The following is a 20,681-nucleotide window of genomic DNA, read 5'->3' as shown; positions in this document are numbered from 1 at the left end:
CAAAAATGTAAAATCATTTTGCTAGCAAGATGAATGAGAAACATGTCACAATATACATAGAGAGGAAAAGCGAGGTGTTTTTCATATCGAACGAGTTGAAAGTTCTGTTTAGACACAAGATAGAATATCCAATCAGAAAGGAGATATAACATGGATTTTCATCAGAAACAAACAGAAGACGTACTAGGAGAAGTAAATTCAACGGAGAATGGATTAGCTGTTGAAGAAGTAAAACACCGGCTTGAACGTGACGGTTATAATGAAATATCAGATAAGGAAAAAGTTCCGACGTGGAAGTTATTTTTAGAAACATTTAAAGACCCGATGGTGATTGTGCTTCTCGCAGTTGCCGGTATTCAAATTTTAATAGGTGAGCTTGCAGAATCGCTCATTATTTTTGTCGTTCTTCTTATTAATTCGGTTATAAGTGTTGTTCAAACGAAGAAGGCAGAGAGTTCATTAGAAGCACTACGTAATATGTCTGCACCAGAAGCGAAAGTGATTCGTAACGGGATGAAGCAAACGATTGCGGCAAGGGAACTCGTTCAGGGAGATATCGTGTTCTTAGAAGCTGGTGATTACGTTCCTGCTGATGGACGTGTCATTGAAAGCGGCTCACTGAAAGTAAATGAAGGAATGTTAACTGGTGAATCAGAAGCGGTTGAGAAGTATACTGATGCAATAGAAGGCGAAGTGGCATTAGGCGATCGACGGAACATGGTATTCAGTAGCTCGCTAGTTGTATATGGACGGGGTACATTTGTTGTAACTGGTACAGGGGAGAAAACAGAAGTCGGCAAAATTGCACATATGCTTTCGACAGCAGAGCAAAAAGAAACACCGTTGCAACGCAAGCTTGGCGACTTCAGTAAAAAGTTAGGTATCGGTATTTTATTACTTTGTATTGCGATTTTTGCCGTACAGGCACTCCGTATTTGGCTTGGTGGTACAACGACGAATATGACGACAGCACTAATTGATGCGTTAATGTTCTCAGTTGCAGTTGCAGTTGCGGCAATCCCAGAAGCATTGCAATCCATCGTGACAATTGTGTTGTCTGTTGGAACAAATAAAATGGCGAAGCAACATGCAATTATTCGAAAGCTTCCTGCAGTAGAGACGTTAGGATCTACACGTATTATTTGTACAGATAAAACAGGTACCCTTACACAAAACAAAATGACGGTGACAGATCATTTTCTCCCAGTTCATAAAAGTGAACGATTACCTGAAAACATAGAAGAATGGGATGGCTCAGAGCGTCTACTTGTTCGTATTGCAGCGCTTTGCAATGATTCCTACATAAATGAAGATGGACAAGAGGTAGGAGATCCAACGGAGGTTGCATTAATTAATTTTGCGAATAAGCATGGTCATGAGTATGAGCAGCTACGCGCTACTTATCCACGAAAAGCAGAGTTGCCATTCGATTCAGATCGCAAGTTGATGTCGACTGTTCATATGATTGATGGCCAGGTATTGATGTTAACAAAAGGTGGCCCTGACGTCATGTTCAATCGTGCTACCCATGTGTTAGTAAATGGTCAAGAAGAAATTATGACAGCAGAGTTACTTGAACGTTTCGTAGGGGCAAATGAAGATTTCTCTAATCAGGCATTACGTGTTCTTGCATATGGATATAAACGAGGTGTGAAGAAGGATGTTATTACACCTAATGATGAACGTGACCTTGTCTTAGTTGGATTAACTGCTATGATGGATCCACCGAGAGAAGCGGTATATAGCGCAATTGAAGAATCGAAAAAAGCTGGTATTCGAACAATCATGATTACAGGTGACCATAAGACAACTGCCCAAGCAATTGGTCGTGATATTGGTTTAATGGAAAAGGATGATATTGCGGTTACAGGGAAAGAATTAGATGCGATGTCAGAAGAAGAGTTAGAGCAGAAGCTAGATAAGATTTCGGTATACGCACGTGTATCACCAGAAAATAAAATACGTATTGTCCGTGCTTGGCAGAAACGAGATGCGGTTACAGCAATGACTGGTGATGGTGTGAACGATGCCCCAGCCCTAAAGCAAGCGGATATCGGAATTGCGATGGGTAGTGGTACAGATGTAGCGAAAGATGCTTCTTCTATGATCTTAACAGATGACAATTTCGTCTCCATTGTGAATGCTGTTCAAGTGGGAAGGACGGTATTTGATAACATTAAGAAAGCAATCGGCTATTTGTTCTCAGGGAACTTAGGAGCGATTATCGCAATCTTGTATGCGGTTATTTTCAATTTACCAAATCCGTTTACAGCCTTGCAGTTATTATTCATCAACCTTGTGAATGATTCTCTACCTGCCATTGCATTAGGAGTAGAGAAGTCAGAGCCAGATGTGATGAATCGAAAACCACGTTCTGTCAATGAAGGAATATTTGCTGGTGGAACAATGAGAACAGTCATAACGCGTGGTACTTTAATTGGTATTGCAGTTATTATTTCCTTCTATATTGGTTTATCTCATTCAGATGAGATGGGAGTAGCGATGGCATTCACTACGTTGATTTTATCGCGTACATTGCAAACATTTGCGGCTCGTTCCAATACGCAAACAGCAATAGCGTCTGGATTATTTAGTAACAAGTATGTAATTGGTGCGGTTATACTTGGTTTCGTCTTATATGGAATCACTGTTTTACCGTTTGCGCGTGGTGTATTTGATATACCAGCTGCATTTGGTCTAACAGAGTGGCTTATCGCAGCAGGATTATCAGTAGCTTCGTTAATTTGTATGGAGCTTATCAAAGTTATTCAATATCGAAAAGGATAAATATAAAATCCCCGGCAGAGCGGTCTGGCGGGGATTTTTATGTGAAGGAAAGATAGAAGGAGCATTCTACTCATGCTACAGCATCGCTTTGAGAAGAGATGTTTTAGTATGTTGGATTTCTATACAGATAAAATTTTGGATATTTAAAGATTTTTCATGTGAAGTTTAGACTATTTTAAGATTTATGTGATATGGTTTGTGTAGATAAATCACGTATAAGATATGGTAGGAAGAATGACGTAAATGATAGAGCAAGGAGGGTGTTCGAGATGTCTATAAAAACAAGGTTTTTGTTATCGTATATAGGTGTAATAGTCATATTTATTACCTTATTGCTCGTTGTCGGTTTTTTATTTCTATTTGCGATAACTGGAGATTTACGATCGATTGAGCATTTCTATAATAAATCGTATGTACAAAAACCTTTGACGAATGTAGAAGAATCGGCTTTTACAGATCTCATGTATATGGCAAAAAAGGAGCAACAGAGTCTGTCTGATGAAGAAAAATTAAAGGAGATTGAAGCAGATTCGATCGATATTTTAATTAAAAGAGAGCAGGAGCTTGTATACACTTCTCCTAATCTAAATGAAAAGAATTTGCTAGAGTCGCTTCCGGAATTCGAATCGACGAATATTAATACACGTGGTTCAATGAAGACGGAAGACAACTTTTATACTTATGTGAAGTATGATTTCTATTTTGCGAATAAAGATAAGGGCAGTGTATTTGTCTTACGAAAAGTAAATCCATACGCGGAGTTAACAAGAGAGTGGTTTCCACTATTATTCGGTCTATTGCTGTTCCTGTTTACGATGGCAATTGGTATCTTAAATTATTTAGTTTCTCGAAGTATCATAAAGCCTATTTTAGTGATGAAAGAAGGCGCAGAACGGATTAAGGAAGGGAATCTCGATTTTGAGATGACACCTACATCGAACGATGAAATTGGACAATTAAATCGAGCATTTGAAGAAATGCGAATAAAGTTAAAAGAATCGATACAGATGCAACTGCAATACGAAGAAAATAGGAAGGAGTTGCTTTCCAATATTTCGCATGATTTGAAGACGCCGATTACGTCAATTCTTGGTTATGTAGAAGGGATAAGGGACGGGGTAGCTAATACGGAAGAAAAAAGGGAAAAGTATTTAACGACCATTTCGACAAAAGCGAAAGATATGGATGTATTAATAGATGAACTTTTTCTATTCTCGAAACTAGATTTAAAGAAAGTTCCATTTAATTTTGAAACCATACCTTTACATAACTATATGAGTGATTATGTGGGAGAGACATCTCTTGATTTAGTGGAGATAGATGTCCATATTACACTTCTTTCGCAGGAGAACTCTCTGTATGTAAAAGCAGATCGTGATAAGTTAAGGCGTGTATTATCGAATTTAATTAGTAATTGTGTGAAGTATATGGATAAGAAGTATAAACAAATTACTATTGAATTAATAGAGAAACAGGATGAAGTAATGATTCAAGTAAGTGACAATGGATCTGGAATTGAGGAAGCTGCATTACCATATATCTTTGATCGTTTCTATCGTGCGGAACTATCTCGTAATTCTCAGACAGGAGGCAGTGGCTTAGGATTAGCCATTGCGAAGCAAATTGTCTTAGAACACGGCGGAGATATTTGGGCTACGAGTGAGTTCGGGAAGGGTACAACGATACACTTTTCATTGAAAAAAGTAGAGGGACGAGGTGGGAAATAATGAAGAAAATACTGTTAATTGAAGATGAAGTGAGTATTGCAGAATTACAGAGAGACTACTTGGAGATTAATGGTTTCTATGTTGATATGGAGCACAACGGTAATCAAGGATTGAAGCAAGCTCTTCAAGGAGAGTACGATTTAGTTATTTTAGATATCATGCTTCCTGAAGTGACTGGATTTGAAATTTGCAAACAACTTCGGGCAGTAAAAAATATTCCGATTTTATTTGTATCTGCGAAGAAAGAGGATATTGATAAAGTTCGTGGCCTTGGTTTAGGAGCAGATGATTATATTACGAAGCCGTTTAGCCCGAGTGAATTAGTAGCTAGAGTAAAAGCACATATCTCACGGTATGAACGTCTGGCAGGGAATCAAGTCACGACAAATCTTATTTCCATCCATGGTATTTCCATTGATACATCTGCAAGAAAAGTGCAGGTAAATGGGGAAGAAAAGGGCTTTACGACGAAGGAATTTGATTTGCTTGTCTTTTTTGCAAAACATCCGAATCAAGTATTAAGTAAAGAGCAGTTATACGAACGGATCTGGGGTTTTGATTCAGCGGCAGATGTTTCAACTGTGACTGTTTATATACGAAAATTACGTGAAAAAATTGAACGGGATCCTGCACATCCTAAGTTTTTAGAAACTGTGTGGGGAGCAGGATATCGATTAAATGTATAAATAGGAAATCTCGTCACAAGAGTGATGAGATTTTTTTATGTATTTTATGTTTCCATGAAATGTTAATGTTTTCTATGGTTTTTTTGAAAAAATTTATCTTTTTTTAAGAAATGATTTATAGGAGGTTTATGTTTTCGTATTACGCTATGTCTATAGGGATGAAAGGAGATTGTTCGATGAAAAATTGGTTAGCTGGGGTCTTTGGAATATCTCTATTGCTTCAAGGTTGTGTTTCAATCAATCAAGAAGACACGGTCGAGGAGGAGAGTGTAATGGTGGGGAAGCAAGTACAACAGCAGGTACAAAAAACATCAAATGACATGTTACTTCAAGCTACAGAACGTGGCGAGACAGAAACAGTAAAGAGTTTAATTGATAAAGGTGTAAATGTGGATGTGCAGGATACAAACGGACAAACTCCGCTCATGGTTGCAACCTATAAGAATGATATTGAAACTGCAACATTATTAATCGCCGCTGGAGCAAATGTAAATATTCAAGATGATTTAAAGAATACACCTTTCTTATATGCGGGAGCAGAGGGATATTTGGAGATTCTGAAGATGACAATTGCAGCCGGTGCGGACACTACCATTACCAATCGTTACGGAGGTACAGCTCTTATCCCTGCTGCGGAGCACGGGTATGTGGATGTCATTCAAGAACTCCTCACGATGACGACGATTGATGTAAATCATGTTAATAATCTTGGATGGACAGCTCTCATGGAAGCAGTTATTTTGAACGATGGTAAAGAAAAGCAACAGCAAGTCATACAAATGTTGATTGATCACGGAGCTGATGTGAATATTCCAGACAATGAACATGTAACACCTTTACAACACGCAAAAGCAAAAGGATATAAGGAAATTGAACGCATTTTATTAAGAGCAGGAGCAAAATAATTACGATAGAAAAGAGGAGACATGGATATGAAGAAAAAAGCAAAAATCTTATCACCAGTACTATTAGGCTTAACGTTAGTTATAACAGGATGTACCGGTAATCCGCAAGAGAGCAAGCCTGAAACAAAGCAAGAACAAACGAAGGAACAACAGACAAAACCAAGTGCGATACAGATTCAAGAAGTAAAGCCATTAAATGCGTTGACGTTGCAAATAACATTTGCTGAACCACTATCAAAAGACGAGGTAGATGGAAGTAAGTTAGATGAAATTAAGAAAAGCTTTGCCTTTGATAATGGCATGAGCATTGTCAATGTTCCGCAATTAAAAATTGGTGCAACAAGCACATATGTTGTCCCAGTGACAATTCAAAAGCCAGGAACTACATATACACTTAGTTACAATGGTGGAGAAAAGAAGACATTCGCAGCAAGCGATGTGAAAGTGGGGATGAATGGAACGAAACAAGTAACAAATGATACGTTTGAAATTGATTCTTTACAAACAGATGGTGTTGTAGATTATGCGAATATTATTGAGGCATACAAAGCTGGTAGAGGAGATCAGTCATTCCAAGTAAATGATGAAAATAAAGATGCGAATGGAAAACAGTATCAAGTTATTTCTTCTTTACGAGATCGTGAAGTAACAGTAACGTCAGATAAAGGAGAAGCAATCGTAGCGAAGTATGTTCCATTTACGCAAGCTGCAGATAGAAGACAAGCACCAAAATTCCGTTTACCAGAAGGGAAACTATTAACACCAGGCGTGAAATATACAGTGTCATCTGACTGGGCGACATTTAAAAATCCAACGTTTACAGCAGCGCAAATTACTCCGCTTGTAATGAAGTCAGCAGAAGAAATCGATGATAAGTCATTCCAAGTAACGTTAGATAAAGATCCGGGTATGGAATTACTTGCAGGAAGAAGTGTGCAACTAGAAGCGGAAGACGGAAGCAAAGTCCAAGCGCAATATCGTTTCTCATCTCGTAAAGGTGCGGTAGGTATCTTTGATGTAAAAGATAAAACATTAAAAGCAGGAGTGAAATATAAAGTGGTGCCAACGAACAACTGGGCTAATGCGGATGGTGTAACATTAACAGCGAAGTAATATTTAAAAAGTACAAGAGGAAAGATAATTCTTCTTGTACTTTTTTATTCTATAAGGGTATATAAATAATGTTAGACAAATATGTGAAAAGGGAATTATTTGAATTGGTGGATATATAGTAGTACGGTTACATATAAAAATATTCTTCGTTATAATATTTTCTTTCCATAGAAATAAGAAAAGGAGAGGTTATTATGTCACGTACAACTGAATTTGTGTTAGGTCTTATTGGTGGTATTTTTGGTATTATTTTTGCATTTGTAGCTTTAATGATTGGTGGCTTAGGTGCTGTACTTGAAGCGAATGGAGCAGATAGTGTTATTGGATTAGGATGGGGAGCTGTTGCTTTATCAGTCTTAGGAATTGTAGGTAGTGCAAAAGTAAAGAGTAATGCTAAGACTGGCGGTATTATGATGACAATTGCTGCAGTTGGCGGATTTATTTGTATTTCTATGCTTTACTTCTTACCTGGAGTCTTACTATTAATTGGTGGGTTAATGGGTATTTTACGTAAAGAGAAATAATCCCCGTTATTATATTTACTAATAGAAACACCCCATTGTTCGATAGATGAATGATGGGGTGTTTTTTGTCTAAATGTTTAAAACCCTAATCCAGAGAGCCATTTTAAGACCCTTTTTTCTCTTATTTTTATATTCTCTTTCTCTATATCTCCAATATGGCGTCCTTATTCGTGTTGAAGTATATCGTTTATAGTTGCATGAAAAAGGGATGGTTATAGCGAGATAATGGTTACCTGTTAAAGGTGAAAACATCCTATGTACGCGAATTATGTCTAAGTGTTTATTTAATTGCAAGTGATTGATAGAGATTGGCGATTTTTAGTCTGATATATGGGTTGAGGAAATAAAATATATATTATGTTTTTATTCGTCATCATGTGGTTTAGTCTGTTTTGTTATTTTAATAATGTATGTAAACGAAATCCTTTTTCAAATGTCGGTATTTGAAGAGGGATTTCTTGTATAGATGAGAAGGAGTGAAAGATTTCATTGTGGAATACATGTACAGGCCCTTATGGTAGTACGAGAAATGGAGCGAATGTGTCGAGAAAATATGCAATGTTGCATATCTCGTTAAATATGTTGTTGGGCGTACGATATGTTTTCTGTGAAGATAATAGTTTAGGAGGATGAAACAATGAAGAAAAAGAAAAAAGTTAGCTTCTCTTTATTAAGTGCAGCTGCGATGACGTTATCGATGACAGGGCTGCAAACACCGGTATCAGCAGTAGAGCAAACACCATATAACGTGTTACAGATGAAACCGATAGGAATAGAAGTTCCAACAGATGAAATTGCTCATTCCTCGAAAGTTGATGAAACATTATCGTTTGAAGAACGGTTAAAAGTAGGAGATTTCTCCCAGCGTCCAGAACCGGTAACACAACGTGTGGCAACACCGCAACAAGCACAACAAAAATATACGATAGCTGATTTGAATAAAATGAACGATGCAGAATTGATTCGTACATTAGAAAGTATTCCGTGGTACCATATCACAGATTTATTCCAGTTTACACAAGATACAAAGCCTTTTTATGAAAATAAAGATCGTATGCAATTAATTATTAATGAATTAGAAAAGCGAGGAAGTACGTATACATCGACAGATATAAAGGGGATTGAAACGTTTGTTGAAGTATTGCGTTCTGCCTTTTATCTAGGTTTTTATCATAAGGAATTATCGTATTTAAATGAAAGAAGCTTTCATGACAAATGCTTACCTGCTTTAAAAGCAATTGCAAAAAATCCAAACTTTAAGCTTGGCACAGCGGAACAAGACCAGGTTGTCACAGCATATGGGAAGTTAATTAGTAACGGATCAAGTGATGTAGAGACAGTAGGCTATGCCGCGGAAATTTTGAAGCAATATACAGATAATCTCTCGACATATGTGAAGGACCATAGAAAAGGAGAGGCTGTATATAGTTTGATGCAAGGAATCGAGTATGATTTGGATTCTGTTCTGTATGATGGAAAGACGAAACCAAATCAAACAATATGGTATGGGAAAATTGATAGTTTCATAAATGAAGTTAATAAGCTTGCGTTAATTGGTAAAGTAACGAGTGATAATAGTTGGTTAATTAACAATGGTATTTATTATGCGGGAAGCTTAGGGAAATTCCATAGCAGTCCGAATAAAGGATTAGAAGTCGTAACAGAAGCGATGAACACATATCCTCGCTTAAGCGAAGCGTATTTTGTTGCGGTAGAACAAATTACGACGAACTATGGTGGCAAAGACTATAACGGAAACGTCATTGATTTAAACAAAATTCGTGAAGAAGGCAAACAGCACTACTTACCGAAAACATATACATTTGATGATGGAGAAATTGTCTTCCGTACAGGTGACAAAGTAACAGAGGAGAAGATTAAACGATTATACTGGGCGGCGAAAGAAGTAAAGGCACAATACCATCGTGTAATTGGAAATGATAAGGCGTTAGAGCCGGGGAACGCAGATGATGTATTAACAGTTGTGCTGTACAATTCACCTGACGAATATCAGCTAAACCGTCAATTATACGGATATGAGACGAATAATGGTGGGATTTATATTGAAGAAGAAGGTAGTTTCTTCACGTATGAGCGTACGCCAGAACAAAGTATTTATAGTTTAGAAGAATTGTTCCGCCATGAATATACACATTATTTACAAGCACGATTTGAAGTACCTGGTTTATTTGGTAGTGGGGCGATGTATCAAGATGAGCGATTAACGTGGTTCCAAGAAGGAAATGCAGAGCTATTTGCGGGTTCAACGCGTACGGATGGTATTGTGCCACGTAGTAGTATTATCAGTGGTTTATCTCATAATCCAGCAGAGCGTTATAGTGCAGAGCGAACATTATTTGCGAGGTACGGGGCATCATTTGATTTCTATAACTATTCATTTGCATTGCAATCATATATGTACACACATCGATTTACGACATTAGACAAAATTCAAGACTTAATTCGTGCAAATGATGTGAAAAATTATGATGTGTATCGCGATACGTTAAGTAAAGATCAGCAGTTGAATAAGGATTATCAAGCATATATGCAATATTTAATTGATAACCAAGATAAGTTTACAGTGCCAGAAGCATCGAACGATTATTTAGCAGCTCACGCATCTAAATCACTAGCAGATGTTCAGAAAGATATCACAAGCATTATGAATGTAAAAGGTGCAACGATGACAAAGCATCAATCTAAGTTCTTTGATACGTTCACTCTTGATGGAACATTTACAGGTGGAGCAACGAAAGGCGAAGAAGCAGATTGGAAAGCAATGAGTGAACAAATGGATCAAGTGCTAGAAGAGTTATCGAAGAAAGAGTGGACTGGCTATAAGACATTAACAGCATACTTCGTAAATTATCGTGTAAATGCATCAAATCAATTTGAATATGACGTTGTCTTCCACGGTGTTTCTACGGACAACGGGGGAAACAAAGCACCAATCGTAAACATCAACGGTCCGTATAATGGAACGGTGGACGGAGGTATTTCGTTCAAGAGTGATGGTTCAAAAGATGAAGACGGTAAAATTGCTTCGTACGCATGGAATTTCGGTGACGGAAAGACGAGCACAGAGGCAAATCCAACACATGCTTATAGCAAAGAAGGAACATATACCGTTACATTAACAGTGACGGATGATAAAGGTGCATCTACGACCGCAGAGACGAAGGTGACGGTGAAACAAGAAGTGTTAACAGAAACAGAGCCTAATAACACGAAGGCAAAGGCGAATGTTATTCCGTTCAACAAAGCAATGAGAGGTAGCCTGTTGAATCAAGATCATACAGATGTATACACGTTCACTCTTAATGCAGCAAAAGACCTTGATATCTCTGTTATTAATGAACAGCAAATTGGTATGACGTGGGTACTGCACCATGAATCTGATACACATAATTACGTAGCGTATGGTACAGAAGATGGAAACATAATTAAAGGAAAGTATGCAGCAAAGCCAGGTAAGTACTACTTATCTGTTTATAAGTTTGATAATCAAAACGGAAATTACTCTGTAAAAGTACAATAAGCTTTATGTCATAAATACTCATGTAGGCGTCACAACCTAGATGAGTATTTGTTGTGGTAATGATTTACAGATTGGATTAAGATAGACATACAAGAAAAGGAGGGGGATAGTGTGTACGGAATTATAAATTACGAAGTGTTTCTTTTGGCAGGAATTCTACTCAATTTAATTCCTGGTACCGATACGATGTACATTTTAGGAAGAAGTATTTCACAAGGGCGTCAAGCGGGTATCTACTCGGTGTTTGGTATTATTACAGGTGCATTTGTGCATACGTTACTCGTTGCGTTTGGCTTATCGATGATTCTTATGAAATCGGTCGTTCTATTTAATGCGATTAAGCTTGCAGGGGTTATTTACCTTGTGTACTTAGGAGTCAACATGTTGCGCGATAAGACGAGTATTGATGTGAAAGCTTCTGCTAATAAGGTAAACATTCGAAAGATATATATGCAGGGCTTATTAACGAGTATTACAAATCCAAAAGTTGCGTTATTCTTCATTGCATTTCTTCCTCAGTTCATTGATACAAGCGTCTCTTCTAGTCCAATACCTTTTATTCTATTAGGTCTCACATTTGCTACAACGGCGTTCATCTGGAGTTTATTTATTGCGTATTTCTCTTCTTATGTAACGAAGAAATTACGAGGGAATCAAAAGGTAAGTATGGTCATAAATAAGGTAACAGGTATCCTGTTTATCGGAATGGGATTGAAGTTACTTCAAACGAAAGCACCTCAATAAGCGTGTAGTTGGAGTTGTTTCAAACATGTCTTTGTAGAACATATAAAGGTGGGATGCAGAGTGGAGAGAAGTGGTTCATGTAAGAAATGTGGTCATACACGTTTTTCAGAAGGTGTGTTAGGGAAATCTGGCTATGATAAAGTGCGAAATCCATCCAAAATGTTTGGTGGATCCAATTTGTTACTACTTTTCTGCGAGAGTTGTGGGGAGGTTGCATCTCTTCGAGTAGAGCGACCAGATAAGATCAAGGATTAAATCGAAAAAGAGCTGGAGTAAATGATACATCTAGCTCTTTTTTTGATAGTAGCAAGTATGTTGCTCTATTTATTCTAAAAACCTGTGTTCGTGAAAACTCATCTAGAGTGTGATAAGGAGAAGAAAGTAATAGCTGCGATGAAGTGTATAACCAAGTCGAGGGGAGATTAGGGTAGATGAGGAAACGAATAGGTTGCTTGCATGCTCATCATTCAAATTGTGCATATATTGAACAAGCATTGGCTAACTATTATGTGGAGTTTACACACGTTGTTGGGCCAGTTTTGGGGAATCAAGGGACTTCGTTGGAACAGATAAGACCACATGTGAAATTCCTAGCAGAAAGCAAAGTTGATGCTATTCTCATCACATGTACAAATTATATTGCCTTATTACAAGGTGAAGAGTTACAAGTAGAGGTACCTATTATCAAACTAGACGAACCGTATTTTGAACAGATTTGTAGGATAGAGCGGCCACAAATTATAACCTTTACAAATCCAGAAACGGTACAAGGTACAATGAATCGTTTATATGCTTATGCAGAAGAGCAAGGAACGAAAATGGATGTAGATGTACGTGTAATAGATGGGACATTTGAGCTTATTATGCAAGGAAGAAAAGTAGAATACGATGATGCAATAGAGAAAGCATTAATGGAAGTGATTATGAAGGAACATGCAGTACTATCTGTTGCACAACTATCTATGGTTGATGCAACGAAACGAATAGAAGAAAGAATTGCTACAGTAGTTTTGAATCCGCTGGAACCACTTATTGATATGATAATAGAGAGAGTTGGATTGGAAAAGATAGTTCGGTAGCGTATGGGTTGTAGGTAATGAAATAAGTGATGTAAGATGTTCAAGGTGATAAGGAATGGTATCCATTTTATATGAATGAAGGGTTGTCAATGTATATAGATTATGGCAGTATAAAATAATATGTACAGATTCTTAATAATGCGTGGTATTTTCACGCTTATATAGGTAGAAGGTTTTGAAATGAATGGAGGAAATTAATTATGTCAGCAATCCCAAATTGTCCAAAATGTAGTTCAGAATATACGTATGAAGATGGTGTTATGTTTGTTTGTCCAGAGTGTGCACACGAGTGGAATGCGCAATCAGAGGCAGAAAACAACGACGATGTAAAAGTTATCAAAGACTCAAACGGCAACATCTTACAAGACGGGGATACAGTATCGGTTATTAAAGATTTAAAAGTAAAAGGTAGCTCATCTGTTATTAAAATCGGTACGAAAGTAAAGGGCATCCGTTTAGTAGATGGCGACCATGATATCGACTGCAAAATCGATGGTTTCGGTGCAATGAAGTTAAAGTCGGAGTTCGTAAAGAAAATCTAATAATATACAAGAAGACGTGAACGGGGAGTATTCTCTATTCACGTTTTTTGTTGGCGAAGATAAGGCTGGAGGCATCTTTACTATGATTCGTAGTAAAGATAGATGGGAAAGGAAATAGGGTGCTAGGAAGTAACGAAGTAGGAAAGCGGTGCAGACAATCAAGAATAAAGGCGAATCGGTAGTACCTGTTCTTATCTATCTGTAAAAGTATACAGAAGGTGAAGCGATACGCTTAGTTACTTGAAAATTCTTTTGGATTGTTTTCATCTTTTTTGGAGTTGCGACCTTTTGGACAAATTCGCTTTAATGGAAGAAAGGAACTCACTAAAGAGATGGAGGAGAGTGGATGGATTCGAAGCGCGTCTTGTTTTTTTCAATGATTATTTGTTATGCAGGATTTGGAGTTATTAATCCAATTATGGCACCGTTAGTCCGTGAAATTGGATTGGATGAACAACAAGCTGGTTGGATTATCTCCATTGCGGCGTTCGTATTGCTTGTATCTGCACCTATATGGGGACGATTAAGTGATCGCGTAGGTAGAAAGAAAGTTTTGTTAACTGGGTTTATCGGCTTTAGCATTGGTTTAATGATATTTGGTAGTGTGTCTTGGTTTGGGATGGAGAATGATGTGAATGTGATGGTAATCTTTATTCTTATTATGGTATCGCGAGTGTTGTTTGGATTTTTCTTTCCTGCGATGACTTCTTCGGCTCAAGCATTGATGGCAGATTTTACGGATGTGAAGGAACGTTCTGCTGGAATGGGTATGTTAGGAGCAGCAACAGGAATTGGTTTCATTATTGGTCCGGCGATGGGAGCGTTACTATCAGGTATTCATCTTGTTATACCGATTTTTGTAGCGTCAGCATTAGTTTTATGTGTGGCATGGTTTTCGTATAAACGCCTCCCGAATGTAACACATCAACGAAGCAACAAGAAGACGAAAATTGATTTGAAGAGAGTAGGACTTCGCCCATATTTACTTATTTGTACGTGTGTGATGAGTATTTTTGCGACGTTGCAAATAGTAGGTGGTTTTTATATTCAGGATGTATTTCAATTAGGAGCGAAAGAAACGGCAATATGGCTAGGGATAGGGCTATTATCGGTTGGTATAATGATGGCGCTTGTGCAAATGACGATTATTCAAAAGCGTTCGTATCCGCCTCTGACGTTATTACGAATTGGTTTGCCCTTGTTTATCGCTGCTTTGCTTGTTCTTTTGTTCACGAACCACCTTGCATTATACCTTATATCGTATATGTTAGTTGGAGTAGCGAGTGGATTTACGATACCAGGTTATACAGCCGGCATTTCATTAGCTGCTGGAGAAGAGGTACAAGGAGAAGCGGGTGGGTTGACGGCAGCTGCCTCGGGTATCGCATCGCTTATCGTTCCAGTAGTTAGTACGTCTTTATATGTTGTCAATCAGTCTTTACCTTTTTGGATAGCGTTAGGCATCGTTGTTCTACTTCTACTGTATGTATGTTTTGGGCATAAATCGCTTGTATTTCAGCAAGTGGAAAAGAGCGTGGTGGAATAAAAGAAGTTACCTTATGGAGGTAACTTCTTTTATTTTTTATGGTAGAAAAAAAGGAAAAGAAAGCTCCTTTCGCTAATATAATTGATAACGATTATCAATTGGAGGGTGCATACATGTACGAACGGAAACTAATAGAGTGGAATGAGGACTTAGAGAATGAGTATCTTTATAAAGTTGAGGATGTCTGGCTTGGAGAGAAGTACAGAATTATACCGCAATATGGATATGGATCTATGTTACGAATTACCGTTGAACCTGGTGTAGAGCTTGTCATTTTCAAAGATTGTACATATACAAGGAAACAGGGAGGGAGGCGGAAGTACGATCAGAAGATGATTGAAATTACGTGTATCACATCGGGATATGCGAAGATGCGTTTTTCTGTAGATGAAGCATTTATGTCCATTGATGAAAAGACGTTAGTATTCTTTGATTGGTCTAGTCCATGGGTCTATTATGAAGGAATGAGTTGGTCTTTTTCTGGTGTTTCTATCTATGTAAATGTTGAAACATTAAAAAGTAATGTAAATGCCCGAAGTTCAGAGATTATTGAAGACGGATGGGAGAAGCTTTTAGCACGAATGTTCCAAGACAACCCTTTATATTTCAGAAAAAGTTCATTTGTACATCGGGCATTAGCCCAGCAATTAATGAGTGAGCTACAAGAGAATATGAGAAATTACTTAGTGTTAAAATCAAAAGTGTTACAGTTTGTATCTCTTTGTATACAAGAAGATACAGAAATATTAATGTTGCATACAGAAGAAAAACGTTATGGCATAATCAGGGCAATAAAAGAAAAAATCGACCGAGAAATTACAGAGTCATTACGGGTGAAAGCGTTGGCCGCTGAATTTCATCTGCCCATTGTTGATGTACAGAAAGGATTTAAACAAGTTGTCGGTTGTACGGTCTATCAATACATTCAGCAACAACGAATGAAGAAAGCGTCGGAACTTCTTCAAACAACGGATAATTCTATTACGGCTATTGCTAATGAAGTAGGTTATAGTAATCCGAGTAAATTTACGAGAGTCTTTAAAAAAGTAATGTGTGATACACCTTTGCGGTATCGAAAGAAGTATCGATAACAAAGCCTATCCTTCAGGAAGGTGAAGGATGGGCTTTGTTTATTCATTCATATCGAAGCGTGCTATTTCGGTATATAATTCTACACTTGTAGAAGGTTTAAATGTAACGATATATTCCCCGTTCAATGCTTGTTGGACATTCCATGTTAGTTTCTGTCCCTTTTTGTTATGTAATCTTTCTTGTTCGGTTGCGTTTGGTAGAAGTGTATCTGTTTCCCAGTCAATCCACTTCCCATAGTTATGCATCCATTGCCATAATGCTACTTTTAATTCTTTACCAAGTGGTATCTTGTCTATATCAAGGTTGCATCCACAGTTCGTGCACCAAATAGGATCGCCGCCCATATCTCCTTCGATAGTAATCATAGGTATTTCGTTGTTGTCTCTACAGCATCCATAGTTCATGTAGGTACCCCTTTTTATTTGTTCTTATTTTAATTTTAGCAGATAATGGTATTTAGTTGTTTTGTTTGAAAATTCAGATTTAAAATAGTGGTGAATAGGAGAGAGAGCATGGATATCGCATTAACATGTATTACGCATGATCCGAGTGCAAGGTTATTGCCTTTTATACGAGAGGTAAAAGACAAGTTATTGAAACTTCGTTATACAAAATACATAACGGTTAGTGACCAAACATCAGAGAAGATTATCGAAGAATTAAAAATGTGTGGCTTTGAAATTAATATTGTACCGAAGGCTGGATGTGCAGCGGCAAGAAGAGCAGCAGTACGATTTATGCAAGGTCGTATGCATAAGTATTACCATTATTGTGACTTTGATCGTTTTCTAACATGGCTTCATGATGATATAGCTGGATTAGAGAAGGTAGAAGCAGGACTAAAGGGAAACGATTATCTTATTATTGGAAGAACTGATTATGCGTTTGGAACACATCCAGCTTCATGGCGACAGACGGAAGAGATTACGAATAAAATTTTTTCCTTGCAGTTTGGACAGGAAGTCGATATTACAGCAGGTTCTTGTGCTTTTTCAAAAGAAGCAATTCCATATTTAGTAGAGCACTCAAAAGACAGTATGACCGATGCGGAGTGGCCGATGATTATTCATCGTATCGCTAAGTTACCAGTTGGATATGTAGCGATCGATGGGCTCAAATATGAAGAAGAGTTGAATAGATCGAAGGAAGACGAGGATAGCGTAGAATCATGGATGGGAAGAGTTAGCTTACTGTATGTGATTAGTGAATCGGCAATGGGAACTGGAAAGAAATCAAAAGAAGGAAACGCCTAGGCGTTTCCTTCTTTTGATTGGTTGTGTAATCTATCTCTAGCACGTGCTGGAATTTCATCAAAGATCACTTCTTCAAATGTTTTTACTCTTTCTAAATCGGAGTAATAAATGCGTAAATAAGCGCCTTTTCGTAAATTACGTTCAGAATCGAATAAGAGTGTTTTTCCGTTTCCTTCGTGGTCGAAGCCAAGTAATTCATAAGAAAAACGTGGAGATGAATTTTCAGTGTATCTTGTTTCAATGCCATCTATCGTAATGTGGACGTAGTATTCATCGCTATTCCTCTTTTGTAATTTATCTGTTGCCGTGCAACCGTTTAGGAAGATAATTGTGATAAGCCCTATACTAAGAAAGAAAATCAATCGTTTCATCTGCTTCTCCTGCTTATATTTCTATATAATTCATTCATTATAACATTACTGGGCAGTTAATACTTTAATCCCTTTCAGGATGTTCCAAATGAAGTAATACAGAGCAAGAATACCTGTAATTGCAAAGGTTAGTAGTAAACCAATCCCAGTGGATGTATCACCAGGGAGAAGGAAGGATAGGAAGAATCCGAGAAAGATTGCGATATACGGAACAAGGTGTGTCCAAAGTGCTTTTTTTGCATGGACTTTTACTTCGGGTTCTGCAACGAAATAGACGATAATAGGGAAAATAAATGGTGCAAATAAAATACTGAAATAACATAAAGATGACAAAATAGCATTACCTTTCATTATTAGTCAGCTCCGTCTTTTTATAGTTGTCTTTCTTTATTATTAGTATTTTGAAGAGGGGTATGAATATGTATAAAAAGAAGAGAACTTGACAAGATGGCAAAAGAACGGGAAAATATACATATAAGAATGTATGTTCTGTTTTTACGGGGGATGCATTCAATTAAAGAATAAAATGGAAGGGATGAAAGAGGATGGGACAGAAAATTACAACGTTTCTCATGTTTAACGGAAAAGCGGAAGAAGCTATGAATTTCTATACATCTATTTTTGATGGATCGGAAATTGGACATATTGTTCGTCACGGAGCACATGCGGTTGGAGAAGAAGAACTTATCATGCACGCGACTTTTTCTTTAAAAGGACAAACGTTCATGTGTCTTGATAACAACAATGGAGATGAACATAAATTTACACCAGCAATGTCACTCTTCGTTACATGTGATACGGAAGAAGAGATTGAGCACGTATTTGAACAGTTGTCAGAAGGTGGTGCTGTATTAATGCCACTTGGTCCATTACCAATGAGCGAAAAGTTCGCTTGGGTGGAGGATAAGTATGGGGTATCGTGGCAACTTAATTTGCCAAAAGCGGTTGGATAATAAAAAAGCATGGCGGAGTGCCATGCTTTTTTAGTTAGTTTGTTGTTATATTCTCTGTTCCTAATTTCTTATCGTCTACTGTATTTAAGTAGTCTTCGATGACACCTACTACGGATTCTACTGTGCCATCATCAAATGGAGAAAGTAAGTTAGCTCCAGAAACAAGCTTCAAGAATGACTTGCTACCACCTTCTGAACATAACTTTAAGTAGTCATTCCATGCTTCTTCTTGGTTTTCTTGCATCTTCTTCCAGAATTGAAGTGCACAGATTTGTGCTAATGTGTAATCGATATAGTAGAACGGATATTTATAAATGTGAAGTTGACGTTGCCAGAACCCACCGTTCTCTAAGTATTCGTTGTTATCATATTGACGGTGTGGCAAGTACTTCTTCTCTATTTCTCTCCATACAGCGTGGCGCTCATCAGGCGTTAAGTTCGGTTCGTCATACATACGATGCTGGAACTCATCTACTGCTACACCGTAAGGTAAGAATAGTAATCCGCTACTCAAATGCTCAAAGTAATATTTGTCTGTTTCTTCTTGGAAGAATTTATCCATCCATGGGTACGTAAAGAATTCCATTGACATCGAATGAATTTCTGCTGATTCAGATGTTGGACCAGCGTATTCTGGAATGACGAAATGACGGCTACAGAATTTCTGGAACGCATGTCCGGCTTCGTGTGTTAATACGTCAATATCTCCAGATGTACCGTTGAAGTTCGAGAAGATGAATGGTACTTTGTAAGCAGAAAAATACGTACAGTATCCACCACTTGCTTTTCCTTTCTTCGCCACTAAATCCATCAAGTCGTTGTCAATCATAGAACGGAAGAATTCATCTGTTTCAGGTGATAATTCTTTGTACATTTCTGCTGCATTCTGCACAATCCATTCTGGGTCACCTTTAGGCGTTGCATTTCCATTCGGGAAGTTGTAGTCACTGTCGTAATAGTACAGTGTATCTACACCGATACGTTCACGTTGGCGTTCTTTTAGTTTCATTGTAATTGGGACGATGAACGTTTCTACTTGCTTACGGAAGTTTGCGACCATATCACGGTTATAATCTGTCCGGCGCATTCTTGCGTAGCCGAGTTCAACGAAGCTATCGAATCCAAGTTTCTTCGCAATCGATGTGCGTAGTTTAACGAGTTTGTCATATGTCTCGTCTAATTCTTGTTTGTTGTCGACGAAGAAATTTGTATGAGCTTGTAGTGCTTCTTTCCGAACATCACGGCCATCAACTTCTAAAAATGGTTTCAACTGAGCAAGTGTATATTCTTCACCGTTGAATGGTATTTTCGCCGAAGCGATGAGTGAAGTGTAGTGAGAAACAAGGCGATTCTCTTGTTGCAAATCTTCAATAATATCATCGTTAAATGTTTTTAATTGGCATTCTGCAAGGTTGAAAATCTGCTCACCGTACTTTGCCTCTAGTTCGTTTCGGAAAGTAGAAGCTACTAATGCACGGTAGTATTTCATCGTAAAACTTTGGAGAATTGGCGAGAAACCATCTAAGAAATCTTTTTCTTCTTTGTAAAATGTATCTGTTGTGTCAATTGTATGACGGACATAAGCAATTTGGAGCATGGAAGATACTTCGTTGCGAAGGTTATTAATTTCGTGCATCGCTCCTTCTTGCTCTTCGAATGTAGATGCCGTATTGAATTTCTCGATACCACTCTTGAACTTTTGTTCAATTGTTTCTTTGTTTGGACGTACATACTCATACTGTAAAAAACTCATTGTATCGCTCCTTTTATCGTTTTGAAAATTCTTATAATTATAAATATTATACATGGTTAACTAAA

19 protein-coding genes are annotated in these 20,681 nt (G+C 37.6%); 15 read left to right on the top strand and 4 right to left on the bottom strand.

Translation table 11 applies throughout. The features are described from left to right. The first annotated feature begins 150 nt into the window (after nucleotides 1–150). From IEV41_RS18175 to IEV41_RS18115, 13 genes are all read left to right on the top strand, one after another. Nucleotides 151–2,787 carry a cation-translocating P-type ATPase gene (locus tag IEV41_RS18175; protein ID WP_188389941.1) on the top strand — a complete coding sequence of 879 codons (2,637 nt, stop codon included), beginning with the start codon at nucleotides 151–153 and terminating at the stop codon, nucleotides 2,785–2,787. Nucleotides 2,788–3,056: 269 nt separating this feature from the next. After that, nucleotides 3,057–4,514: a sensor histidine kinase gene (locus tag IEV41_RS18170; protein WP_188389940.1), complete on the top strand. Its 1,458-nt coding sequence runs from the start codon at nucleotides 3,057–3,059 to the stop codon at nucleotides 4,512–4,514. Continuing rightward, the gene (locus IEV41_RS18165; RefSeq protein WP_188389939.1) at nucleotides 4,514–5,200 is read left to right on the top strand and encodes a response regulator transcription factor; all 687 of its coding nucleotides are present in this window, start codon (nucleotides 4,514–4,516) and stop codon (nucleotides 5,198–5,200) included. Before IEV41_RS18170 ends, IEV41_RS18165 begins: the two co-directional genes overlap by 1 nt. 272 nt (nucleotides 5,201–5,472) lie before the next feature. Continuing rightward, complete coding sequence (locus tag IEV41_RS18160) at nucleotides 5,473–6,105, top strand: ankyrin repeat domain-containing protein (protein ID WP_229722287.1); 633 nt, start codon at nucleotides 5,473–5,475, stop codon at nucleotides 6,103–6,105. 27 nt (nucleotides 6,106–6,132) lie between these two features. Beyond that, nucleotides 6,133–7,218 carry a hypothetical protein gene (locus IEV41_RS18155; protein ID WP_188389937.1) on the top strand — a complete coding sequence of 362 codons (1,086 nt, stop codon included), beginning with the start codon at nucleotides 6,133–6,135 and terminating at the stop codon, nucleotides 7,216–7,218. A 194-nt stretch (nucleotides 7,219–7,412) separates the two neighbouring features. Further along, nucleotides 7,413–7,742, top strand: coding sequence for a DUF4064 domain-containing protein (locus tag IEV41_RS18150; protein ID WP_188389936.1), 330 nt, complete (start codon nucleotides 7,413–7,415; stop codon nucleotides 7,740–7,742). A 637-nt stretch (nucleotides 7,743–8,379) separates the two neighbouring features. Further along, a complete protein-coding gene (colA, locus tag IEV41_RS18145; RefSeq protein WP_188389935.1) occupies nucleotides 8,380–11,283 on the top strand; it encodes a collagenase ColA in 2,904 nt (967 codons plus the stop codon). Nucleotides 11,284–11,394: 111 nt separating this feature from the next. Continuing rightward, a complete protein-coding gene (locus IEV41_RS18140) occupies nucleotides 11,395–12,027 on the top strand; it encodes a LysE family translocator (RefSeq protein WP_188389934.1) in 633 nt (210 codons plus the stop codon). A gap of 60 nt (nucleotides 12,028–12,087) precedes the next feature. Then, nucleotides 12,088–12,282 (top strand): hypothetical protein, encoded by a 195-nt coding sequence (locus IEV41_RS18135; protein WP_188389933.1) that lies wholly within the window; start codon nucleotides 12,088–12,090, stop codon nucleotides 12,280–12,282. Between the two features lie 176 nt (nucleotides 12,283–12,458). Further along, nucleotides 12,459–13,106, top strand: coding sequence for a hypothetical protein (locus IEV41_RS18130; RefSeq protein ID WP_188389932.1), 648 nt, complete (start codon nucleotides 12,459–12,461; stop codon nucleotides 13,104–13,106). A gap of 200 nt (nucleotides 13,107–13,306) precedes the next feature. Continuing rightward, nucleotides 13,307–13,648: a zinc ribbon domain-containing protein YjdM gene (locus tag IEV41_RS18125; protein ID WP_188389931.1), complete on the top strand. Its 342-nt coding sequence runs from the start codon at nucleotides 13,307–13,309 to the stop codon at nucleotides 13,646–13,648. Between the two features lie 346 nt (nucleotides 13,649–13,994). Then, nucleotides 13,995–15,194, top strand: a complete 1,200-nt coding sequence (locus tag IEV41_RS18120; RefSeq protein ID WP_188389930.1) for an MFS transporter — start codon at nucleotides 13,995–13,997, stop codon at nucleotides 15,192–15,194. Nucleotides 15,195–15,307: 113 nt separating this feature from the next. After that, nucleotides 15,308–16,285, top strand: a complete 978-nt coding sequence (locus IEV41_RS18115) for a helix-turn-helix domain-containing protein (RefSeq protein ID WP_188389929.1) — start codon at nucleotides 15,308–15,310, stop codon at nucleotides 16,283–16,285. Nucleotides 16,286–16,324: 39 nt separating this feature from the next. Here IEV41_RS18115 and IEV41_RS18110 read toward each other — a convergent pair whose 3' ends face one another. Further along, entirely contained in the window at nucleotides 16,325–16,690 is a 366-nt protein-coding gene (locus tag IEV41_RS18110; RefSeq protein WP_229722285.1) for an immunity protein CdiI family protein, read from the bottom strand. 108 nt (nucleotides 16,691–16,798) lie between these two features. Between IEV41_RS18110 and IEV41_RS18105 the strand changes: the two genes are divergently transcribed. Then, on the top strand, nucleotides 16,799–17,539 hold the full coding sequence (locus IEV41_RS18105; protein ID WP_188389928.1) for a hypothetical protein: 741 nt from the start codon (nucleotides 16,799–16,801) through the stop codon (nucleotides 17,537–17,539). Here the strand turns inward: IEV41_RS18105 and IEV41_RS18100 are convergent. Together IEV41_RS18100 and IEV41_RS18095 are read right to left on the bottom strand one after the other, a co-directional pair. Next, complete coding sequence (locus tag IEV41_RS18100; protein WP_188389927.1) at nucleotides 17,536–17,910, bottom strand: YxeA family protein; 375 nt, start codon at nucleotides 17,908–17,910, stop codon at nucleotides 17,536–17,538. The genes IEV41_RS18105 and IEV41_RS18100 overlap by 4 nt on opposite strands. Nucleotides 17,911–17,955: 45 nt before the next feature. After that, complete coding sequence (locus IEV41_RS18095; RefSeq protein ID WP_188389926.1) at nucleotides 17,956–18,261, bottom strand: magnetosome magnetite crystal formation protein family; 306 nt, start codon at nucleotides 18,259–18,261, stop codon at nucleotides 17,956–17,958. Nucleotides 18,262–18,455: 194 nt separating this feature from the next. On the opposite strand from IEV41_RS18095, the gene IEV41_RS18090 reads away from it, so the two are divergent. Continuing rightward, the gene (locus tag IEV41_RS18090; protein ID WP_188389925.1) at nucleotides 18,456–18,863 is read left to right on the top strand and encodes a VOC family protein; all 408 of its coding nucleotides are present in this window, start codon (nucleotides 18,456–18,458) and stop codon (nucleotides 18,861–18,863) included. A gap of 34 nt (nucleotides 18,864–18,897) precedes the next feature. Here IEV41_RS18090 and IEV41_RS18085 read toward each other — a convergent pair whose 3' ends face one another. Next, nucleotides 18,898–20,616, bottom strand: coding sequence for a M3 family oligoendopeptidase (locus tag IEV41_RS18085; RefSeq protein ID WP_188389924.1), 1,719 nt, complete (start codon nucleotides 20,614–20,616; stop codon nucleotides 18,898–18,900). Nucleotides 20,617–20,681 lie beyond the last annotated feature (65 nt).

This window comes from Priestia taiwanensis (assembly GCF_014638355.1).
Lineage (GTDB): Bacteria > Bacillota > Bacilli > Bacillales > Bacillaceae_G > Priestia_D > Priestia_D taiwanensis.
The sequence above is the reverse complement of the archived record's forward strand: the minus strand, read 5'-3'. Positions and strand labels throughout refer to the sequence as shown.